This window comes from Romboutsia ilealis (genome assembly GCF_900015215.1).
GTDB lineage: Bacteria > Bacillota > Clostridia > Peptostreptococcales > Peptostreptococcaceae > Romboutsia > Romboutsia ilealis.
On the sequence record NZ_LN555523.1, the window covers coordinates 1,301,547 to 1,322,400 of the forward strand.

Annotated in this window: 19 protein-coding genes and 1 riboswitch; of the genes, 4 read left to right on the forward strand and 15 right to left on the reverse strand. The window is 26.5% G+C overall.

Annotation, left to right across the window (positions count from 1 at the left end):
• Nucleotides 1-137 precede the first annotated feature (137 nt).
• Nucleotides 138-284 carry a YvrJ family protein gene (locus tag CRIB_RS06100; RefSeq protein WP_180701520.1) on the forward strand — a complete coding sequence of 49 codons (147 nt, stop codon included), beginning with the start codon at nucleotides 138-140 and terminating at the stop codon, nucleotides 282-284.
• A 10-nt stretch (nucleotides 285-294) separates the two neighbouring features.
• Here the strand turns inward: CRIB_RS06100 and CRIB_RS06105 are convergent, their stop codons facing one another.
• The 4 genes from CRIB_RS06105 to CRIB_RS06120 all read right to left on the reverse strand — a co-directional run bounded on the left by CRIB_RS06105 (nucleotide 295) and on the right by CRIB_RS06120 (nucleotide 3,187).
• Nucleotides 295-645, reverse strand: a complete 351-nt coding sequence (locus tag CRIB_RS06105; RefSeq protein ID WP_180701521.1) for a hypothetical protein — start codon at nucleotides 643-645, stop codon at nucleotides 295-297.
• A gap of 311 nt (nucleotides 646-956) precedes the next feature.
• The gene (locus CRIB_RS06110) at nucleotides 957-1,646 is read right to left on the reverse strand and encodes a radical SAM protein (protein ID WP_180701522.1); all 690 of its coding nucleotides are present in this window, start codon (nucleotides 1,644-1,646) and stop codon (nucleotides 957-959) included.
• A gap of 9 nt (nucleotides 1,647-1,655) precedes the next feature.
• The gene (locus CRIB_RS06115) at nucleotides 1,656-2,219 is read right to left on the reverse strand and encodes an ECF transporter S component (RefSeq protein WP_180701523.1); all 564 of its coding nucleotides are present in this window, start codon (nucleotides 2,217-2,219) and stop codon (nucleotides 1,656-1,658) included.
• Between the two features lie 2 nt (nucleotides 2,220-2,221).
• Entirely contained in the window at nucleotides 2,222-3,187 is a 966-nt protein-coding gene (locus CRIB_RS06120) for a nucleoside hydrolase (protein WP_180701524.1), read from the reverse strand.
• A gap of 97 nt (nucleotides 3,188-3,284) precedes the next feature.
• Nucleotides 3,285-3,329, reverse strand: a riboswitch (PreQ1 riboswitch).
• A 642-nt stretch (nucleotides 3,330-3,971) separates the two neighbouring features.
• On the opposite strand from CRIB_RS06120, the gene CRIB_RS06125 reads away from it, so the two are divergent.
• Nucleotides 3,972-5,570 (forward strand): peptide chain release factor 3, encoded by a 1,599-nt coding sequence (locus tag CRIB_RS06125; protein WP_180701525.1) that lies wholly within the window; start codon nucleotides 3,972-3,974, stop codon nucleotides 5,568-5,570.
• A 277-nt stretch (nucleotides 5,571-5,847) separates the two neighbouring features.
• Nucleotides 5,848-6,477: a hypothetical protein gene (locus CRIB_RS06130; RefSeq protein WP_180701526.1), complete on the forward strand. Its 630-nt coding sequence runs from the start codon at nucleotides 5,848-5,850 to the stop codon at nucleotides 6,475-6,477.
• 260 nt (nucleotides 6,478-6,737) lie between these two features.
• On the opposite strand, the gene CRIB_RS06135 is transcribed toward CRIB_RS06130, so the two are convergent.
• From CRIB_RS06135 to CRIB_RS06180, 10 genes are all read right to left on the reverse strand, one after another.
• Nucleotides 6,738-7,985, reverse strand: coding sequence for an SH3 domain-containing protein (locus tag CRIB_RS06135; RefSeq protein ID WP_180701527.1), 1,248 nt, complete (start codon nucleotides 7,983-7,985; stop codon nucleotides 6,738-6,740).
• A gap of 477 nt (nucleotides 7,986-8,462) precedes the next feature.
• Nucleotides 8,463-9,362 carry an MYG1 family protein gene (locus tag CRIB_RS06140; RefSeq protein ID WP_180701528.1) on the reverse strand — a complete coding sequence of 300 codons (900 nt, stop codon included), beginning with the start codon at nucleotides 9,360-9,362 and terminating at the stop codon, nucleotides 8,463-8,465.
• Between the two features lie 628 nt (nucleotides 9,363-9,990).
• Nucleotides 9,991-10,194 carry a hypothetical protein gene (locus CRIB_RS06145; RefSeq protein ID WP_180701529.1) on the reverse strand — a complete coding sequence of 68 codons (204 nt, stop codon included), beginning with the start codon at nucleotides 10,192-10,194 and terminating at the stop codon, nucleotides 9,991-9,993.
• 157 nt (nucleotides 10,195-10,351) lie between these two features.
• Nucleotides 10,352-11,371 carry a bacteriochlorophyll 4-vinyl reductase gene (locus CRIB_RS06150; RefSeq protein WP_180701530.1) on the reverse strand — a complete coding sequence of 340 codons (1,020 nt, stop codon included), beginning with the start codon at nucleotides 11,369-11,371 and terminating at the stop codon, nucleotides 10,352-10,354.
• A 314-nt stretch (nucleotides 11,372-11,685) separates the two neighbouring features.
• A complete protein-coding gene (locus tag CRIB_RS06155) occupies nucleotides 11,686-15,333 on the reverse strand; it encodes an efflux RND transporter permease subunit (protein ID WP_180701531.1) in 3,648 nt (1,215 codons plus the stop codon).
• A 249-nt stretch (nucleotides 15,334-15,582) separates the two neighbouring features.
• Nucleotides 15,583-15,966, reverse strand: coding sequence for a VOC family protein (locus CRIB_RS06160; protein WP_180701532.1), 384 nt, complete (start codon nucleotides 15,964-15,966; stop codon nucleotides 15,583-15,585).
• Nucleotides 15,967-16,062: 96 nt separating this feature from the next.
• Nucleotides 16,063-16,290 carry an alpha/beta-type small acid-soluble spore protein gene (locus CRIB_RS06165; protein ID WP_180701533.1) on the reverse strand — a complete coding sequence of 76 codons (228 nt, stop codon included), beginning with the start codon at nucleotides 16,288-16,290 and terminating at the stop codon, nucleotides 16,063-16,065.
• 248 nt (nucleotides 16,291-16,538) lie between these two features.
• Entirely contained in the window at nucleotides 16,539-17,006 is a 468-nt protein-coding gene (locus CRIB_RS06170) for a globin domain-containing protein (protein ID WP_180701534.1), read from the reverse strand.
• Nucleotides 17,007-17,138: 132 nt separating this feature from the next.
• Nucleotides 17,139-18,248, reverse strand: a complete 1,110-nt coding sequence (locus CRIB_RS06175; RefSeq protein ID WP_180701535.1) for a sensor histidine kinase — start codon at nucleotides 18,246-18,248, stop codon at nucleotides 17,139-17,141.
• Complete coding sequence (locus tag CRIB_RS06180; RefSeq protein ID WP_180701536.1) at nucleotides 18,238-18,927, reverse strand: response regulator transcription factor; 690 nt, start codon at nucleotides 18,925-18,927, stop codon at nucleotides 18,238-18,240. The genes CRIB_RS06175 and CRIB_RS06180 overlap by 11 nt, the downstream gene beginning before the upstream one ends.
• Before the next feature lie 302 nt (nucleotides 18,928-19,229).
• Here CRIB_RS06180 and CRIB_RS06185 point away from each other — a divergent pair, with 302 nt between their 5' ends.
• Entirely contained in the window at nucleotides 19,230-20,072 is an 843-nt protein-coding gene (locus CRIB_RS06185; protein WP_180701537.1) for a C39 family peptidase, read from the forward strand.
• A gap of 351 nt (nucleotides 20,073-20,423) precedes the next feature.
• On the opposite strand, the gene CRIB_RS06190 is transcribed toward CRIB_RS06185, so the two are convergent.
• Nucleotides 20,424-20,591 (reverse strand): hypothetical protein, encoded by a 168-nt coding sequence (locus CRIB_RS06190; protein ID WP_180701538.1) that lies wholly within the window; start codon nucleotides 20,589-20,591, stop codon nucleotides 20,424-20,426.
• Nucleotides 20,592-20,854: the final 263 nt, after the last annotated feature.

Below are 20,854 nucleotides of genomic sequence, written 5' to 3' on the forward strand. Positions count from 1 at the left end.
TTTAATGCTATAAAAGATTATAAGATTTAATATTTCCTTCAAAAACTTTAATATATCATAAACTACTCTCTTACTATACTTATATCAAGAAGAGAAAATCTCCTAATAGATAAGCGAAGGTGAAAGGATGTGTATTTATGGATTCTGAATTACAAACCCTTATAGCTTCTGTAGGATTTCCTATTGCCCTTAGTATGTATTTACTTGTAAGGATTGAAGGAAAACTTCAGACTTTATCTGATAGTATTAATGAATTATCTAAAAACATAATTGGTATGAAATAGCTAACTATTTTTACTTTATAGCATCTTGAATATATGATAATGCAATTGTCATTGCATCAATTATTTTTTTTAAACGTGTGTATGTTCCTGTTCCTTCTTTTGCATTAATCATCGCCTTTTCACTTTTACGAATAATAGATGTAACTTGATCTACTGATTTTAATAATTCTTCTTGTGTAAAATTATGTTCTTGGTTTGTAACTAAGGCTTTTGAAATGTATAAAGCTTTTATACGATTTCTAGTAAGTGAAAATTGTGGTGTTCCTTCTTTTAATTTAGGCTGTATTTTTTCACAATTTAAAATTGTAGAATCTATAAGATTTAAAGTATCTTCTATTTGTTTATCTGTATATTTATTCATTTTATTCCTCCTTGTTTAGTTTTAACTTTCAAAAGCTAATAACTTATATATCATATCAAAACTTATGGATTAAATAAATATTCATCAAAATATATGTTTTAGTAAACACAAAAGGATGTAGTGATAATTACTACATCCTTTAAAAATAAAGTCTCAATTAGATATTTATGTTCATCATCCTTTATTATAAACCTTATTGAATTCTTTACCAACTAAAAAATAACTAAATCTTAGTATAAACATCTTGAAAATACTAAGATTTAATTATTTTTATTTCTAACTTCTCATACAATTGTCTAACAAAGCCTATCTTAATCCCCAACACCAAAATCTGTGTTATTAAAAAGTACTTCTATATTAGGATTATCAACTAAATGCTTATACTTATTAGCAAACCAATTAACAAGTTCCCCATCCCTTTTAACACTTGAAGTGTTATTTACAAAAACATTTATAGTAGCATGATCAAAATTATTTAAAACAATCTCCATATCTCTATCAATCATTTCCTTAGTTTGCCCCTTAATACCTACCATAATACAAGGAGAATCAAAATATTCCTTTAACTCCTCAACAGTTTTAAACTTGGCATTTTTATTTAAATATCCATTTCTAAAATCATAATCAAAAGTTTCAACACCTATCTTAAAAGTTATAGGTATTTCAAAATAATCTCTCATTTCTTGAATTCTATTTTTATAAGCCCAATGACTTTCTAAAAATAATTTTTCTATTTTCTTTTCCTTTATTATTTCTTTTATCCTAGCTAAAGTATCCTTTGGAAGTTCAAAACAACTTCCTGAATTTATAACTTCTAAAACTTTATACTTTCCTGTTATATTTTCTAAAACTTCAAAGTTTACTTTATTTATTTCATCTTCAAAATTTGAGTTATCTAATATATAATCACAAAAGCTACACTTTCCCCATGCACATGGAAAAGCTTTTAGTAATACTATTTCACGTTGATTTTTGTTAGTTATTTCACTGTATCTATCCATATTGTCTCCTTATTTATTCGTTGTCATAGAAGTTTTTAATGCTTTAGGCATAGAATTTACTACTATACCAACTAATACAACTGCCAAAAACTTATCTGCATAATCTGTAAATACTTGTGTTACAAATACACCAACTACAACTGGAACGTTAAAATGACTTAATATTTGAACTATGTATGAAGAACCTGAAGATGTTACTCCACCAAATAAAAATGCTGCAATTGTTGCACTTATTATACTTGTTGGTAAGGTAAATATAAATGTTCCTAAAAGTGTTTTAACTCCTTTTAACATACCTTTTTTATACATAAGTCCTGCTAAGTATCCTGTAGTTATTTGAACTGGTGCAAAGTAAAGTGAGTATATATCAAAAGTCATTCCACTTACTAAACTTCCACCTACTCCTGTTATTACTGCATACTTTGGTCCAAGCATACAAGCTATTAGTATTGTTCCTATAGAATCTAAATATATTGGAAGCCTTAAATTAAGAGCAATAAATGCCCCAACTACATTTAAAGCTATCCCCATAGATATTAAGGTAATATTTTTAACATTTACAGTTTTATTCATTGTTATATAACCCCCTTTATAGAGTCTATAACACTTTCATGTTCTTTAAATATTCTCTTTAAGAACATTTTCATAAATGCTTTTTCATCAACTTCAGTTAATACATATGAATTAGGTTCATTTTTATAGAAGTTAAATGAGTCAACTATAGATTGACCTACTGCTACCCCATCGTGAACAACTTCTACATAAGAATCAAATCCTTTGCATAAACTTCTATCAATAAAGTATGCCACAGCTAAAGGATCATTTATTACACATCCTATTATTCCTTCTTGTTCCCAATGGAAATCTATATAAAATCTAGTTATTTCTGTTATATATTTTGCCATATCCTTATCAAGTCTATTAATAAACTCTATAATATTAGGCGTTAAAACTATTTTTCTAGTTACATCAAGTCCAACCATGTGAATTTTTTTAGGTAAGTTCTTGTAAACATAATCAGCCCCATGTGGGTCTACCCAGTAATTAAACTCTGCTACTGGTGAACAATTTCCATGAATTCTAAATGCTCCTCCCATAGATATAAATTCATCTAGGTTATCAAATGCTTTTTTATCTTTCATTATTGCCTTGGCAATATTTGTTAGTGGTCCTAGTGCTATTATTGATACATCTTTGTTATTTTTTAAAGTATCAATTATAAAGTCTACTCCACCGTAAAGTATTTTTGCATCTACATCTTCATAGAAGTTTTCTCCAACACCATCTTCTCCATGAGTATCCTGTGCTGTTACAAGTTCTCTTTCAAGAGGTAATTCCTCTCCTATATATACTGGTATGTCAAGTCTTTGACACATTTGAAGTGCTTTTAGAGCATTTTTTGCTCCTAATCGTGCGGGTACATTTCCGCTTGTTACTGTAAGTCCTAGTACTTCTAGTTCAGGTGAGTTTAGTGCTAGAAGTATTGCCAGAGAGTCATCTATCCCTGGGTCACAATCAATTATTACTTTTCTTTTTTCCATTTTTATCTCCTCCTCATTATTTCAAGGAGAACCTATACGCTTTTTTGCATAAAAAAAGCCGTATCTAAGGGTAAATCTTATATACTGCCACTATATAAATACCTTAGTTTTTTATACTTGGAGGTTCTCGAACAAGTTTTAATTAAATTTTAAACATCAATATTTTCAATACTTTCAAGTGTTAAAAATACTAAAATGTCAGTTTAGTGTCAGTTGTAAATTTTATCCACAACTGTAAAAGGTTAAGTTTAACTTAACTTCTTATATTTTATATTTATTTTATTATTTTGTAAATATATTTAATCTATTAATTTTATATAAAAGTAAATTTTTTCATATATACATATATTTTTTAATGTTATTTTGACTGACAATTAAAATGCTTATGAAGAAATTTGACTACTTATCTAAGACAAAACAAATGATATACTTTGGAAATTGAAAATATTTAATTTTAATTAATCTTCCTAATCTATTAGTATATAATTCTATTTAAATAATTTTATCTATAAATAAAAGACTAATTTAACTCATTGTGCTAGTTAATAAGTTCAATTATATGGATATTATTTTAGATTTGTTACTATATTTTGATTAATTTAATTATTTTTTTACATAAAAATCAACCCTGAAAGTAGTATTTTACAAATCTTTTTACTTATGGCTACTTTAAATTTACCTTTACTTTTAATATTGACAGTTTTTAAATAAAGTTATAATATCAATAAGATTATAGCTTTTTATATTTAAATAATCATAAAATTAAAATAAAGGATGATAAAAAATGACAGAACAAAATTTAAACTTGGTTGACGAGGTTAAAAGAAGAAGAACCTTTGCAATAATCTCACATCCCGATGCGGGAAAAACTACATTAACTGAAAAATTCCTATTATATGGTGGAGCTATTCGTGAAGCAGGTTCAGTTAAATCTAGAAAATCTCAAAAACATGCAGTATCTGACTGGATGGAAATTGAAAAACAAAGAGGTATATCTGTTGCATCAAGTGTTCTTCAATTTGAATATAATAACTTTTGTATAAATATACTTGATACTCCAGGACATCAAGATTTCAGTGAAGACACTTATAGAACATTAATGGCAGCTGACAGTGCTGTAATGGTTATTGACTCTGCTAAAGGAGTTGAGGACCAAACAAAAAAATTATTCCACGTTTGTAAAATGAGAGGAATTCCAATATTCACATTTATAAACAAAATGGACCGTCAAGGAAAAGATCCATTTGAATTACTTGAAGATATTGAAAATGTTTTAGGAATTCGTTCTTGTCCAGTAAACTGGCCAATAGGTTCTGGTAAAGACTTTAAAGGTGTATTTAACCGTCATAAAAACCAAATAGAACTATTTGATGATGGTAACCATGGACAATCTATAGCTAACTCTATAACTGGGGAAGTATCTGATGAAAAGTTTAATACTTTATTAGGTGATGCTCTTCACAATAAATTACTAGAGGATATTGAGCTTTTAGATATTGCTGGTGATAACTTTGATTTAGAGAAAATATTAAGTGGTGAATTAACACCTGTATTTTTCGGAAGTGCCCTTACTAACTTTGGTGTTGAGCCATTTTTAGAATCATTCCTAGAAATAACACCACCACCAACTCCTCGTAGCAGTAACTTAGGTGATATAGATCCTAACTCTAATAACTTCTCGGGATTTATATTTAAGATACAAGCTAATATGGATAAAAATCATAGAGATAGAATAGCCTTCTTAAGAATTTGCTCTGGTAAGTTCGAAAAAGGTATGTCAGTAACTCATGTACAAAGAAATAAAAAGATTAAACTTTCACAACCACAACAATTCGTGGCTCAAGACCGTGTTATAATAGATTCTGCTTACCCAGGTGATATAATAGGTATACACGATCCAGGAATATTTAATATTGGGGATACATTAAGTGAAAAACAATCAAATTTACAATATACTGGTATACCGCAATTTGCTCCTGAACACTTTGCAAGAATATCTACAAAAAATGCTCTTAAGAGAAAGCAATTTGTAAAAGGTCTTACTCAATTATCAGAAGAAGGTGCTATACAAATATTCAAAGAACCTAACTTTGGTATGGAAGAACTTATTGTAGGAGTTGTTGGAGTTTTACAATTTGAAGTTTTAGAATATCGTCTAAAGCAAGAATATGGTGTTGATATAATAATGAATCCTCTACCTTATCGTTATATACGTTGGATTGAGCATGGTTCTGTTAAGTCAGATAGAATTTCAATGCCAATGGATACTATACTTGTTGAAGATAAAAATAGAACTCAAGCAGTATTATTGCAAAATGAGTGGTCTATCAGACATTTAGTTGAAAGAAATGAAGGTATAGTTTTAAAAGAAACTTCTTTATAAAATAATTTATTAATAGTAATGTTAAAATTAATATAATAAATACTATATAAATGTAATTATATAAAAGGCTATGTTTTAAATGAATGTTGAAAATGATACAATATAATTTACTTCGCAATTGTTATTTAATACGAATTAAAAAGATATGGTATATAATTGTATGAGATAATATATAAAATTTATAAAAAATATACAAAGATATTGATATTTGATGTAATATCTATAATATACACAAACATTTATATAAATTTTGAAAAGGGGGGTAAAATCAGAAAATATGAAGATAAAAAGAAAAATTTTAATTACTATATCCATAATATCATTATTATTTGTAGGATGTAGCAATACAAATAGTAATCAAAATATGAAAGTTGAGTCTAAACAAGAACAAAATGAATTAAATAAAGCTAGTTTAGATGATATAGAGCATGATGTACCATATGCTAATTTAGATACTGGGGAAATTGATATAGAAATTATTAATGAGAGATATAATAATGTAGATAAACAAAAATTAAATTATGATGCTATAGATATAGAAGCTCTAGTAGAGGAGCATAATAATAACCCTGATAATATGAGTAAAATATATATAGCAGAACAACCAAATAGTGATACTTCATACAAAACTATATTAGAAGGCTATTCATATATATCAGAAGGAAATGTATTTAATTTTACTTATGAAGAGGCTATAGAGTTAGCGAAAAAGGTATTACCAGATGATATAGAGGAAGTTGATTATACACTAAATAAAGAACTAAATACGGAGTACAAGTATTATACATCTTCTAAAGGAAACTTTAGAGTTGATTTACGTTATGCAAATGATTTTAGTAATAAAGATATTGATGAAATACATAAGGATAGTATTATTGCTATAAGTTATAGCAAAGAGTTTAAATAATATATATTATTTGAAGATAAATAATTTTAATATAATGCGAACTAAATCAAGAGTTGTATTTGATTATTCATACAACTCTTGATTTTTTATTATTCAAAATTTATCTAATTTCAACATTGTGTTAAAACATAGCCATATAAAAAAATAGAACCTAATTTAATTAGGTTCTATTTTTTTATTTACCGTATTTAAAGTTTATTTAAAGCTCTTTCCTACTAGGTGATTTTTCAATATAAATTATATCTAACTTTATATAAAATTTATTTAAATTTATTCATTAACATTTGTATATTATTTTGATGTGCTGTATCTAATTTATTAGAACTATGAGTTTTAGAGTTTAAAAAGTGTATATCCACATGTCCATCTGCACCATTATTCTTTACAGAATCATAATTTATTCCTGGGCCATAATTGTCACTTCTATTTTTGCTTGTATATTCTCTAGCAGGTTCACTATCTAATCCTGAATGAGGCATACCAGTCATTGAAGCTCCATATACTTTTCCATTAACATGAACTAATACAGGTCTTCTAGTCCAACTAAATCCACCCCATATACTCTTCATTGTAGCTGTATCTACTGCTGTAAGAGGCTCTACATCAGCATGATTTGTTCCACCAGTTCTTATTAATTTAAATTTCTTTCCAGTATTATAATCCTCAACAGTAAAAGCATTGTTTAAATTTGATGCATAATCATCTCTTACTAATATGTTTTTTCCTTCTTTAAACCAATCTGGGAATAACACTTCTCCCTGCGTTTCGGGTTTAGTATTTTCTATTGGATTTGTAGTTGATAAATATTGACTACTCATATATCCAGTTTTTCCATTATACATTATTTTAGACCAATTACCACTACTACTTATATACTCTACTTTATCTCCTTTGTTTAATTTCATAATAGATGTATATGAAGTTGATGGCCCTGTTCTAACATTAACCGAATTACCTGTTACATATTTTGTTATATGTGTATTATCATCAGTATTTGTTTTATCTGATACATATTTACTAAATACATATCCTACAGTTCCATTATAATTAACTTTTACCCAATCATTTTCTTTTGATATAAATTCAACTTTTGTTCCTTTTTGGAAGCTTCTTATAACAGAATAATTTGTTCCTGGCCCTTTTCTAAAGTTTACTGAATTTCCTGTTATTTGTCTTATATCAGTAGATGTAGAAGTTGTTGAAACTGACTTTATATAAGTATTGCTAATATATCCCTCTTTTTCATTATATCTAACTTTAGACCAATTACCACTACTACTTATATACTCTACTTTATCTCCTTTATTTAATTTCATTATAGATGTATATGAAGTTGATGGTCCTGTTCTAACGTTAACTGAGTTACCTGTTACTTCCATATAAGTAATTGTTCTAACTATATTATTCGATTTTGTTTTTGTTTCTAATGCATTTACATTATACCCGCTACCCATTATGTGCATCGAGGCTAACGTTATTGCTAATATGTTTCTTTTTAGAAGTTTCATTTATACTGTCTCCTTATCCTTAGTTGTCCTTTTAAACATATTAGTATAAATAGATTAGAAATTCTACATTTAGCGACAAATTTACATTAATTGCATTTATTGGTTTGGTTTATTATGGTAAATTTTTTATGGAATATAAAAATAAGGCACTAAACAATTAAGTCTAGTGCCTTATTTAATAAATTTCCCGTTACGTTAGAAGAATTTGGAGGGAAATCTATTAACTGTATATTATAATATTTTTTATATTTTGTCTATATATTTTATTATATTTTTTACATTTTCTTTTTTATTTATATATATTTCTTCTTTTTCAATAATATTATATTAAAATAAGAAAGAACTCTACAAGAGAGCTCTATTAATTAAATTCATATTTATTTTTTTATAGGAGTTTCAAAAGATGGTGGATTAATATCTATTTTAGTATCATGATTATTAGGTCCTGGACTTGATAAATCAAATAATATTTAATTACTAATCTATTTTATTTTTAACAGCTACCTTTGCCATTGATATAGCTCCTTCTTTAGTCTTATTCCCACAAATAAATAAAGCTGGATGACAGAATATACAATTCTCTATCCCAGTAAGCTTAGATAAATCATCATTATTTAATCCACCCCATGTTTTTGGTAAATCTTTTCTAGCAGCAAAGCTATTAACTTCCTTTGGCACAGTTTGTGTACACCATGACCCTGTTACATCTTGATATACTACATATAATACATTTTCATTTCTATCAAGTTCAAGTACAGTATCTTTCCATGGAACTGATTTTTCTAATACTAAAATATGAGATTGTTGTACATTTTGTTTTTCAAGTTCATTTTTAATCATTCTATAGTTTTCATAACTATCTACGAATTTCTTTGTTATCTTATATAGTATTTTTTTTGCAAACTCTACTGCTTCAAAAAATCCTTTTTCTACTTCATCTTTTCCAGCACCAGTAGGTATAAAAGTATAGATAATATCACAAAGTGTCATAATTGGAACTTGACTAGTCATAACATCTACACCATTATCATCTGCATCTATTTGTTGAATAAATATAGTGTCTACTTTCTCTGCTACCTCTTGTTGCTCTTTTAAATCAACTAACTCTGGGAATTTTGCATTTATATATGATATACCAAAATCTCTCCATAATAACCCAAATCCACAGTAAGGTATTCCATTTTCTCTTCTTATTTTATCAACTTGATGGTGATCATACTTTCCATTTCCTACATCTGATATGATATCACAAGTTTTTAGTAATTCTTCATCTCTTGTTCTTATTATTTCTAAATCATTATATATAGACTGCATAAGCGCTACACCAAATACATCATCTGCATGAAAAGTTCCATCATGTACTGCCATCCTTTTCATTTTCTTTACCTCTTTTCTCAAGTTTTTGTAATATTTAATTTATATATAATTAAACTTCATTTAGTTTTTCTATTTTATATATAATATATTTTATATTACCAAAATTTTTAATTTAATATAATCATTTAATGATAAAAAATATCCATATTACTTTTTACCGTTACCATAAAACTTAAACCCTAAACTTTTTTCTAATTAGAGGTAATTTTTCTTTAATTTTGCCTACTTAGACAACCTCTAAGGTTTTTTCGTCTCTTTGGTAACACTAGCTATTTTCGTTGAAATTTACACATTTCACCCGTTACCAAAGGCGTTACCAGAGGTGTTACCATAAATTTTTCGGTAACACCTTTTTTAAATAAGCGTTACCAAAGTACTTTTTTTGGTAACGCCTTTGGTAACGCTAAAATAGGTCTTTGGTAACGCTAAATTTGTCTTAAAAAGCTATTTGAGTTTCATAATATCTACCTTAACTGACATCTAATAATTGTCAGTTTTTTATATCATCAAATATAGCTTATATAAATTCTTCTTTTTTCTAAATAAAAAACCTCTCTGTTTACACAGAAAGGTTTTACAATAATACTCTATATCTTAAGTTTTACAATAAAATTTTCCTCTTAATTATTTAGAATTTACGTTTAAACTTAGGACATGATGCCCAAGCATACATATTTGCATTTCTTAATAAGCATTTACACATTGCATTATGTTCATATTCCCAAAGACCTGCAACAGTATTAACTGGTCTTAAATTAGAATTACATGTATCGTACCAATTAATATAAAATGCACATATTTTAGTATTTTTCATACTAGCTATTTTTTTCATAATTATCACCTTAATTCAAAATATTTAAATATATATAGCTAATGATATAACAAAGAAAAACAATCTATATAAATGGATATATTTTTAATTTTAATCATTACTAAAAGATTATATTTTTATTTACTAATTTTGATTATTGGTTAAATACTGAAAAAAATTAATCTAGTTTATAATATTTTTTTAAGAGTTCATTTTTTATTTTATTAGCATCCTCTTCATTTATTAATCCTTGCTCAACAAGCTCTTTACACTTTTCTAATTCATCTTTTATGTCAATATTTTTTTCTAATGATGTTTCTTCTCTGTAACATTCATTAAGTATACTTTCAGACTTATTATTAATTGTATCTTCATCAAATGAATCCGTATATTCTACATCTATTATACCTTCATTTTCTGAAAATTTTTCTATTGTCTCGATATCTTTCTTCATAAGATTTTCATCATAATTAAATTTTGATTCCGATAAACACTCTTGTAATTTCTTTCCCATTGGTCTTAATGAAAAAAATGTCATTCCACCAGATGCAACACCACCAACTATAGGAATTACTTTAGATACACCCTTAGCAAAGCTATCCTTAGTAACTTTTACTGATAAAATCTTACCTATATTTTTTATTATTGGATAATAAAATGTTTTTGTTAAGGCTTTTTGAGGTAGTCTCTTTAACGCTGTTTTTGATAATTGTGTTGATATTATTCTTACAACTTCTGATGCACCTTGAACACCAAACATTACTCCTATATATGCTATTAATGTTTGCCTAACTCTAGAATCATCTATTTCTGTTCCATTAAATAAATCTTCTTCTCCATATATATATGCTAATTCTTGAGCTAACCTAATTGACATCCCAAAATACTGCGCTACATCAGCTGGTATACTAGCCATCATAGCAAATCCCCCTGGTAAACCTGCTGCAAATGATGCTCCAGAACTTATAGCAGTTGTTTTATTTATTGTATATTTAGCCACTTTATCTAAAGTTTTTTTATCTATTCCAGCGTCTATAGGATTTGTACTTATAGCATTAGATATCTTTTTAGAGTCATGTTCATATCTTGATAATGCATCATAAAGAAATTTATTTCTATTTACTTTAACGCCTGGAACTTGTAATGAATTTACCATTAATGTTTCAAATACTCCACTACTTTCAACTTCATTTTGCATTATATAAATCTCCCCATTCTGATAATTAATTTTTTAATATACTTCATATAAACCTAGTTTAAAAGAATTAATTTTTAAATCTCGCTAACTAATATTTTTATAACAATATGTTTAATAATTTAATATTTACTCTATTATATTAATTATTTATATTACTAATAATCTTATTAAATGTACAATTAATAAAATTTATTTTATTTGTATTTTCATAATCTATACCTATAACGAAAAGAAGTGTTTTTGTGCCACAAGTATAACCTATTCTATTCCTAATATAATAAAAACCTCTCTGTTTATACAGAAAGGTCTTTATCCTAATCCTCTATATCAATCACCCTAAACTCCTTACGTTGCATCAAATCATACAATATCGGTATAACCACAAGTGTAAGTATAGTCGAATATGCAAGTCCACCTATAGAAACTATAGCCAACCCTTGTGTCATTTCTGCACCCATACCATTACTTAATGCCATTGTAGACATAGCAAGTATTGTTGTTAAAGCAGTCATAAGTATAGGTCTTATACGACTTCTTCCAGTTTCTATTATGGCCTCTTTTTTACTCATACCTGTAGCTCTTAATTGATTAACATAATCTACAAACACTATACCATTGTTTACAACAACTCCAGATAAAACTAAGAAACCTAGCATAGAAACTACACTTAAATCATTACCTGTAATTAATAATGCTAATAGTCCTCCAGTAAATGCAAGCGGTATAGTAAACATTACTATAAATGGAGATAATAATGATTGGAACTGAGCAACCATTACTAAGTAAACAAATACCACTGCTAAAATAATCATTAATACTAAATCACCCATAGCATCTGAAATAGTTTCCATTTCTCCACCTATTTCAATAGAGTATCCATCTTTTACTTTATAATTATCTAATTTTGATTTTACTTCTTTACCTACTAAACCAACATTATAATCACTATCAATAGTTGCAGTAACTGTCATATATCTAGATTGATTTTCACGAGATATAGAAGATAAACTTTCATCATCACTAATACTTACAATACTAGAAATTTTCACATCAACTTTTTCATTATCTTTAGTTCCTGTTATAGTTAAATTCTTTAATTCATTCTTTGTTAATGAATCACCATTTGAAACTATTACAGGATAATCATTTCTACCAATAGTTAATATAGTAGATGATGTATCAGTTTTTATTTCATTTGATATAGTTTGATATATTTGAGCTGTTGTTAAACCATACTCCATAGCCTTATTTTTATCAACTATTATTCTTGTCTCTTTGCTTGGATTTTCAAGTCCTGTTGTAATTTCTTTTATACCTTTAATTGGTTTAATTTCCTTTGATATATCTATGGCCATAGATTTTAACTCATCTAAATCTTCACCTTTAATAATAACTTGTATTCCAGAGCCTGCTAAGGCACCCATATCCATATTAGATGCACTAACCTTTAACTCACAATCAAAGTCTTTTGTTCTTTCTTCTATTATCTTAGCTATTTCAGTATTTGAGCGTTTTTTATCTTCTTTTAATTTTATGAAAAATGACATTGTAGTATCTGATGCTTGACCAAGCATAGAATTAGTAGAATCTGTTGCACCTATTGTTTCAATATCATCTATTTTCATTAAATTATTTATTATTTTATCACTCATTTTAATAGTATCTTTTTTACTGCTTCCAATTGGCATTTCTAATGTTGCTGACATTTCTGTTGAGTCCATACTTGGCATAAAACTTGTCCCCATAGACCCTATCTTATATACACTAAATACTAATAAAACAACTACAGGTAAAATTACAATTACCTTATGTTTTAATGCCCATCTAAGTGCTTTTTCATAAAGGTTAATTAGTCTATCAAATAATATACTTGGCTTTTTTTCTACCTTTTCTAATAATTTAGAAGACATAGCAGGAACAACAGTTAAAGAAACTATTAAACTTGATAGTAAACTATATCCTATCGTTAGTCCCATATCAGTAAATATCTGCTTAGTAATACCATCTGCAAATACTATTGGAAGGAATACACAAATAGTTGTAAGTGTAGATGCAAATATCGCTCCTGATACTTGTTTAGCACCATATACACTTGCCTTAGCTGCACTCATTCCTTTTTCTCTCATTTTAGATATATTCTCAATAACTACTATACTATTATCTACCAACATACCTACACCTAGAGATAAACCAGATAAACTTATTATGTTTAAAGTTATATTACTAAAATACATAAGTACCATAGATACAAATAAACTAATCGGTATACTAAGTGCTATTATTATAGTTGGTCTAAAGCTCTTTAAGAATACTAATAAAACAATAATTGCTAATGCTCCACCAACTATTAAGTTATCTAAAACACTATCTATTATCATTTCTATATATATTCCCTGGTCCATTAATGTTGTTATATTAACTTTATCATTTTCTTTCATAATATCATCAATAGTTTTACCTATGTTCTTAGTTACTTCAGTAGTTGATGATACACTAGATTTTTGTAAAGATATCATAACACCATCATTGCCATTTATATTAGCATATGTTTCTTCTGAATTATCAACTTTACTTATATCAGCTACATCTTTTAAATAAATCTTTCCTACACCATTAATATCAAATAATAATAGGTTTTCAAGTTCTTCAATAGAACTTAATTTATCCCCAACTTTAACTAAATGTTTACTGTCATCACCTGAAACATATCCAGCAGGCATAGCAAAATTTTGAGCCATTACTATATTGCTTATCATCTCTGGAGTTATCTTATTTGTCATATCAGATGCTTCATAAGCCTGTTCTTTTGCAGCTTTTAGCTCATTACTAGCCTTTTTAAGCTCAGATTCACCTTGTGATAATTCAAGTGATGCTTTATTTAACTCTTCACTAACTTTATTTTGAGCTATCTTTAGTTGCTTTTCTTGTTCTTTTATATTATCTAATGAATTTAAAACTTCTAATCCTTGCTTTGCAGTAGTAATACCTTGTTTTAAGTTCTCTATAGTTGTATTTAAAACAGTTATTCGAGCTTGTATTTGCATTATGTACTCTTCATTATTTTGCGAAGGATTGTTTAATTCATTTTGAAGGTCATTTAATTTATTTTCTGCATCTTTAAGAGCTTTTGAAGTATCTTCAATAGTTTTATTTAATGTTTCTTTGTTCATTCCTTGAGAAGTTAACTGAGATGCTAATAATTCTAATTTAATCTTAGCTGATTGAAGCTCAACTTCAGCATTAACTAAATTTTCTTTTTGAATTTTTGATTGCTCCTCTAATTGACTTTTTCCATTTGCTATTTGATTTTGAGAATCTTTTAATTTCTTTTCTTGTTCTGCCATTTCATTATCAATTTTTGATTTTACTTTTTTATTTACAGAACTAATCTTATCGTTATCTAAATTAATTTGAATTTTTTCTTCTAAAAGTCCAGTTACACTAACTGATCCTACTCCGTTTGTTCTTTCAAATTTTGGAACTATGTTTTCACTAACATAATTTGATAACTCTTTTATATCCATTCCTTTAATATCAACACTTAACATCATAACAGGCATTGAATCTGGGTTTAATTTCATAACTGAACTTGAACCAACCCCATCTTCAAAACTTGATTTAACTAAATCTAATTTACTATTTACATCAAGTATTGCCGAATCCATGTTTACATTTTGGTCAAATTCTATCATAACCATACTAGCATTCTCGCTAGATGTTGATGATACATTCTTAACTCCACTTACAGTAGATACAACCTGTTCAATAGGTTTTGTAACCGACATTTCTACTTTTTCAGGACTTGCTCCTGGATACTGTGTAAGTACCATTGCATATGGAAGATCTATACTAGGTAATAAATCTGTTTTCATATCAAAAAAAGACACTATCCCTAGTATAAATACCATTACAACTGCAACTGCCACAGTAAATGGTCTTTTAACGCTATACTTAGGTATCATTTCCTCCCCCTTATAATATTGAAATTGTCTTTTTTAGACAGTTTATTATATCATTTTTTGTATAATTTCCTCAAACTTATTTTTAACAATAATATACTTTTATACATAAAAAATTCGCTTCGATTGCGCGACGTGTCGGCGAAACACTTCAAAAAAGCCTAGTACTCACTCTAATATAATTAGTGAATAGTTAGGCTTTTTAGTATATTTAATAATATTTAAATTTGATAGTTATCGACAAATTACTTATTAAAATTCATCTTCTCTTAATAAATAGTCATTTCCATCTTGGTCTTTAAATGAGAACATCTTTCCATAAGGCATTGTCATTATTTCTGAAACTTCAACACCTTTTTCTTTAAGTTCATTGTAACTTTCTTCTATGTTATCTGTACTTAATATAACATTTGGATGCTCCACGTTTGCTGATGGCTTTTGAGCTAACATCATCTTCTTATCATATAATATAAATGTAGTAAACTCACACTCACTTGGACCTACTTCTAACCATGTCATATTAGGTCCCATTGATCGTTCTAGTTTTATTACAAAGTCTAATTTCTCAATCCAAAACTCTTTAGCTTCTTCTTGATTATTTACATATATAGTTATTTTACCTATTTTCTTTATCATAGTTTACCTCCTAAAAATATGTTCTATTAATTATATACACATTTTAGAGTTTAACAATATACTTTTTAGAGTTTAACAATATACTTTTCAATATTTTTATATATCATTTTTACTATTATACTGCTTAAGTAAAGCTTGTTGACTCATTTTAACTAATCTTTTACTCATAAATCCAACAACTCTACCACCTAATTGACTATTTTCATAAGAAGTGTTATTTGAGCCATATTTATTATTAGCTTCAACACCTATTTCATTTGCTATTTCTAATTTCATTTCTTCTAAAGCTTTTTTAGCATTTGGATTTACATTTTTATTAGACATAATATCCTCCTCTTTATATAAATTATAGTTATGAAGGATGGTATGGTTATTGAGAAAGGCTCTTTGGATTATTTAATTAACCTTAAAGTCTATTTCTATAGCTTATATTACCTTCAAAATGAAGATATTTAATTAATATAATATAGATACAAAGGTATTTATTTTAGTATAAACTCTATTAGATAATTTTCTTATAAATAGTAACTACATTAATAAAGGCTCCTTTTTATAAAGGGGCCTTTAATGTATTACATTCTTTGATGTATTTGGTTATCTATGCATATTTGGTCTATATACATATCTTTTTCTATTTGTATAAATACTTTAGCTATAACTTCGTAAGCTTCTGCCCATGCATTTAATACTTCTTCTGTTGCAGCATCTTTTAATACTTCTTTTATAGCTTTTAATAAGTTTTCGCCTACTATTGGGTAATGTTCTGGTTTTACATTTGCATTAACGTGAGCTTTGCACATCTTTTGTACAGCTGGTAATATTGCTTCTAAGTTATCTATATTTTGTGCAGCTGCTAATACAGCCATTGCTAATGCCTTTGGTTGTTCTCCTGATTCTTGTTTAGCCATATTAAACATAGCTTTTATTTCAGGATTATTTTCAAACATTCTCTTATAGAAAGTTGTTGTTATTTCTACTCCATGTTCTCTTAATACTGGAACTGTACTTTTTATTATATCTATTGTATTTTGATTTAACATATTTATTTCTCCTTTTAAATATCTAACTTATCTCTATCTTTATTATATTAAATATATACCCTTAGATTTTAACTATAAACAAATTTTATAAAATAATTATGATATTTATAAAAATCGTATCACTTATTTATTTTAAAATAATGGTAGTTTAACTTCAAAAGTAGTATTATTACTATCACTACTTACTGAAATTTCTCCACCATGAGTTTCAATTATATTTTTAGTAATAGCTAGTCCCAAACCAGACCCACCGTCATAACTATTTCTTGATTTTTCAACTCTATAAAATCTATCAAATATATACGGTAAATCAACTATTGGTATTGGTTCTCCATAATTAATAAATTGTATTATTGCTTTATCTTCTTCCTTATTAACTATAATATCAATATAGTGTCCTTTATTCCCGTATCTCATTGCATTAGTTATTAAATTTTCGAAAGCTCTAACTAACATCATTGGATCAACATTTATCATTAATTTGTCTACTTCAAATTCTAATCTATATTCCATATTACACTCTTTAAATTGAATACTAAGCTGGGAAATTAATTGTTTAATTAACTCTATTAAATCTAAATTTTGCTTATTAATAGTTTGTGTTTTATTTTGCATTTTAGTTAAATCAAACAAATCGTTTATAAGAACTTTTAAATTTAAAGATTTTTCATGTGCTATATTTATATAATACATTAACTCTACTTCATCTTTATACTTTCCATCTTCAATTAAATTTAAATATCCGATTATAGAAGTAAGTGGTGTTCTCAAATCATGAGATACATTAGTTATTAAATCAGTTTTAGTTTGTTGAGCATTTCTTTCTTCTATTGTTATATTTTTTAGTTTTTTAACTATCTCATTTATATTGTCTGCAGCTTGTCCAATGTCTCCCTTTGATTTAACTTTAATACGACTATCAAGTTCACCTCTACTCATTAATTCTAAGTCATGTGATATTTGTGATAAACTACTGAATTTTTTATAAGTTATAGCTGTGTATATTAAAAGGAAAGTAATAAGACCTATAATAAAATAAATATTTCCATTAAAAACATTATAATTTAGATAAGATATAAGTTTAAATATTTTATTAAGTAGTGGTGTATGATAATTCACGTATATATAATAGATAAAATTATATATAGTAGAATATACAATCATATTTAAGATTAGGCTTATAATAACTTCAAATACACTTACTATCATATATTTAAATATTATTATTTTATTACTTTTCAATTTTATATCCAACTCCCCAAATAGTTTTTATTATACTATGTCCATCATTATACTTATCTAATTTTTCTCTTATTCTACTCATATGAACCATAACTGTGTTATTTGAATTATAATAATCTTCTTTCCAAACTTTTAAGAATATTTCTTCTGAACTAAATACCTTTCCTCTATTGCTTGCAAGTAAATATAATATATCAAATTCCCTAGATGTAAAAGGTATTTCTATATCATCAACCTTAATAGTTCTCTCATTTTTATCTATAGTTAAGTTTTCAATATTTATTATATTTTTACTTGTGTTTATATTATTAAAATAATAAGTTCTTCTAAGAATAGCTTTTACTCTTACTGATAATTCTAATGGATTAAATGGTTTTGTTAAATAATCATCTGCTCCAGTCATTATTCCTTGTATTTTATCCATATCTTCAGATTTAGCACTTAACATTAGGATTGGAATACTTAAATTTTCTCTTACTCTTTTGCATACTTCTATTCCATCTATTTTAGGCATCATTATATCTAGTATAATTAGATGAATATCTTCTTTTTCTAAAATTTCAAGTGCTTCTTCACCATCACGTGCCTTTATTACCTCATATCCTTCGTTTTTTAAATATATTTCAATTAAGTTTCTTATTTCTTTTTCATCATCTACTACTAAAATCTTATTTACCATAATAATTTACCTCTGTTTATTTTTAATATATATTCTAATAATTCTACATTATAAAATGATTTTATTATTTATTGTAGTTTTGAACAACACAAAATAATTTTACTTAATAAAATAAAGTATTTTAATTAAAACATATATAATATTATTTCCTTCATTTATCTAATATAAAAGTTTAATATTAAATATTTCATAAATGATTCTTAAGTTTTCTTAAGATTTACTTATAATTTGTGTAATATTTAAACTTTATTATTAGTACATAAACTAATTGACAATTTAATCAAATCAAAACGGAGGTTTTTATGTATTATTCTAAGAAAAGATTAACTAAAAAAAGATTAACTAGAGGTAAAATTTTAATACCATTTATTATAATTTTAGGACTTATATATATACCTTTAAAAATAACTAAAACTAAAGATATATATAGTAATTCATCAATTTCAAAATATGAATTAATTAATAAATTAAAAGAAAAGTCTAAATCTAATTATAAAGTAAGGGATATATTAAATAATATAGATAAATATCCTACTGAACTTTTAGAGTTACTAAGTAAAAATATAGAAACTGTTGATTTTGTATATGACTATCCTAAGCACAGCGGTAAAACAATTTTTAATAAAATTTCAATAAAGGACTATTATACACCTGGTAAAATACCTCTACTTTTACAATGGGATAAAAAGTGGGGATATGACTTCTATGGAAATGAATATATAGCCATTAATGGATGTGCTCCAACTTCTTTAGCTATGGTTGCTGTAGGACTTACTGGAAATACTAATATTAATCCTTTAGTTGTAAGCGATTATGCTTATGAAAATGGTTATTATGTAAATGGTGTAGGTTCTAGTTGGAACCTTATAAATGAAGGGGCTAAACATTTTGGTTTAAATAGTCAGGAGTTGCCTTTAAGTAAATCTTCTATTTTATCAACTTTAAAGGAAGGTTATCCTATAATTGCAACAGTTGGTCCTGGAACATTTACTTCAACTGGTCACTTCCTTGTATTAACAGGTTTAACTGATGATGGTAAAGTAACTATTAATGACCCAAATAGTACGATAAATTCTTCTAAATCTTGGGATATAGATGTTTTTCTAAAAGAGACTAAGAACTTATGGAAAATGAGTAAATCATAATATTAACTAAAATAGACCAGCAATAACGTAAAAAATATGAGTATACCAAAATACTCATATTTTTTAGTTCGTATTATATAACAATGGCGTAACAATAATTATTGTATTATTTTAGCATTGTTTAAAAATATAGTAATTAATCTGTTGTGCTAGTTATTTTAGTAAACATAATTGAAATTGCTATATAAAGTTTTCTAACTTTCAAAAGATATCTTGTTAAACTATAGTATTTTCAACGATTAAATTTAACTAGCACAATAGGTTAATTAAATAAATAGACTTTATTAGACAATTGTATGATAATATATAAGTAATGACCTCTATTGTTGAAATATAATCATTGCTTATATATTATTTAAAATATTTACCGTATGGCTTAAAGTGTTTCATCTCTTCGATTACTTCATCTAAAGTATTTTCACTTTTTTTAACATCATCACCAACAAGTTTAGATAAGGAATTAAATATAAATTCTCCTATTCTATCCATTGCAAAGCTATCTAAAGTCTCTCCATCCATACTTTCTAATACAATAATTATTAATTTTCCTGTACTTATTTGCTACGCGTAAGTTTAAAAGGTTTTATTAGTAAGATGTATGAGATTGTACAAATAGTATCATACATTTTATAAAACATTTATCTATTTTAACAACTCAACCAATTTAAACTAATACATCTACATTAGTTATCCAGAGTAAATTAAAAAAAATATCAGAAAAACTTCATTTGAACATATTATATATGTATAGTATGTATAAACTAAAAAAGCTCTTTTATAAA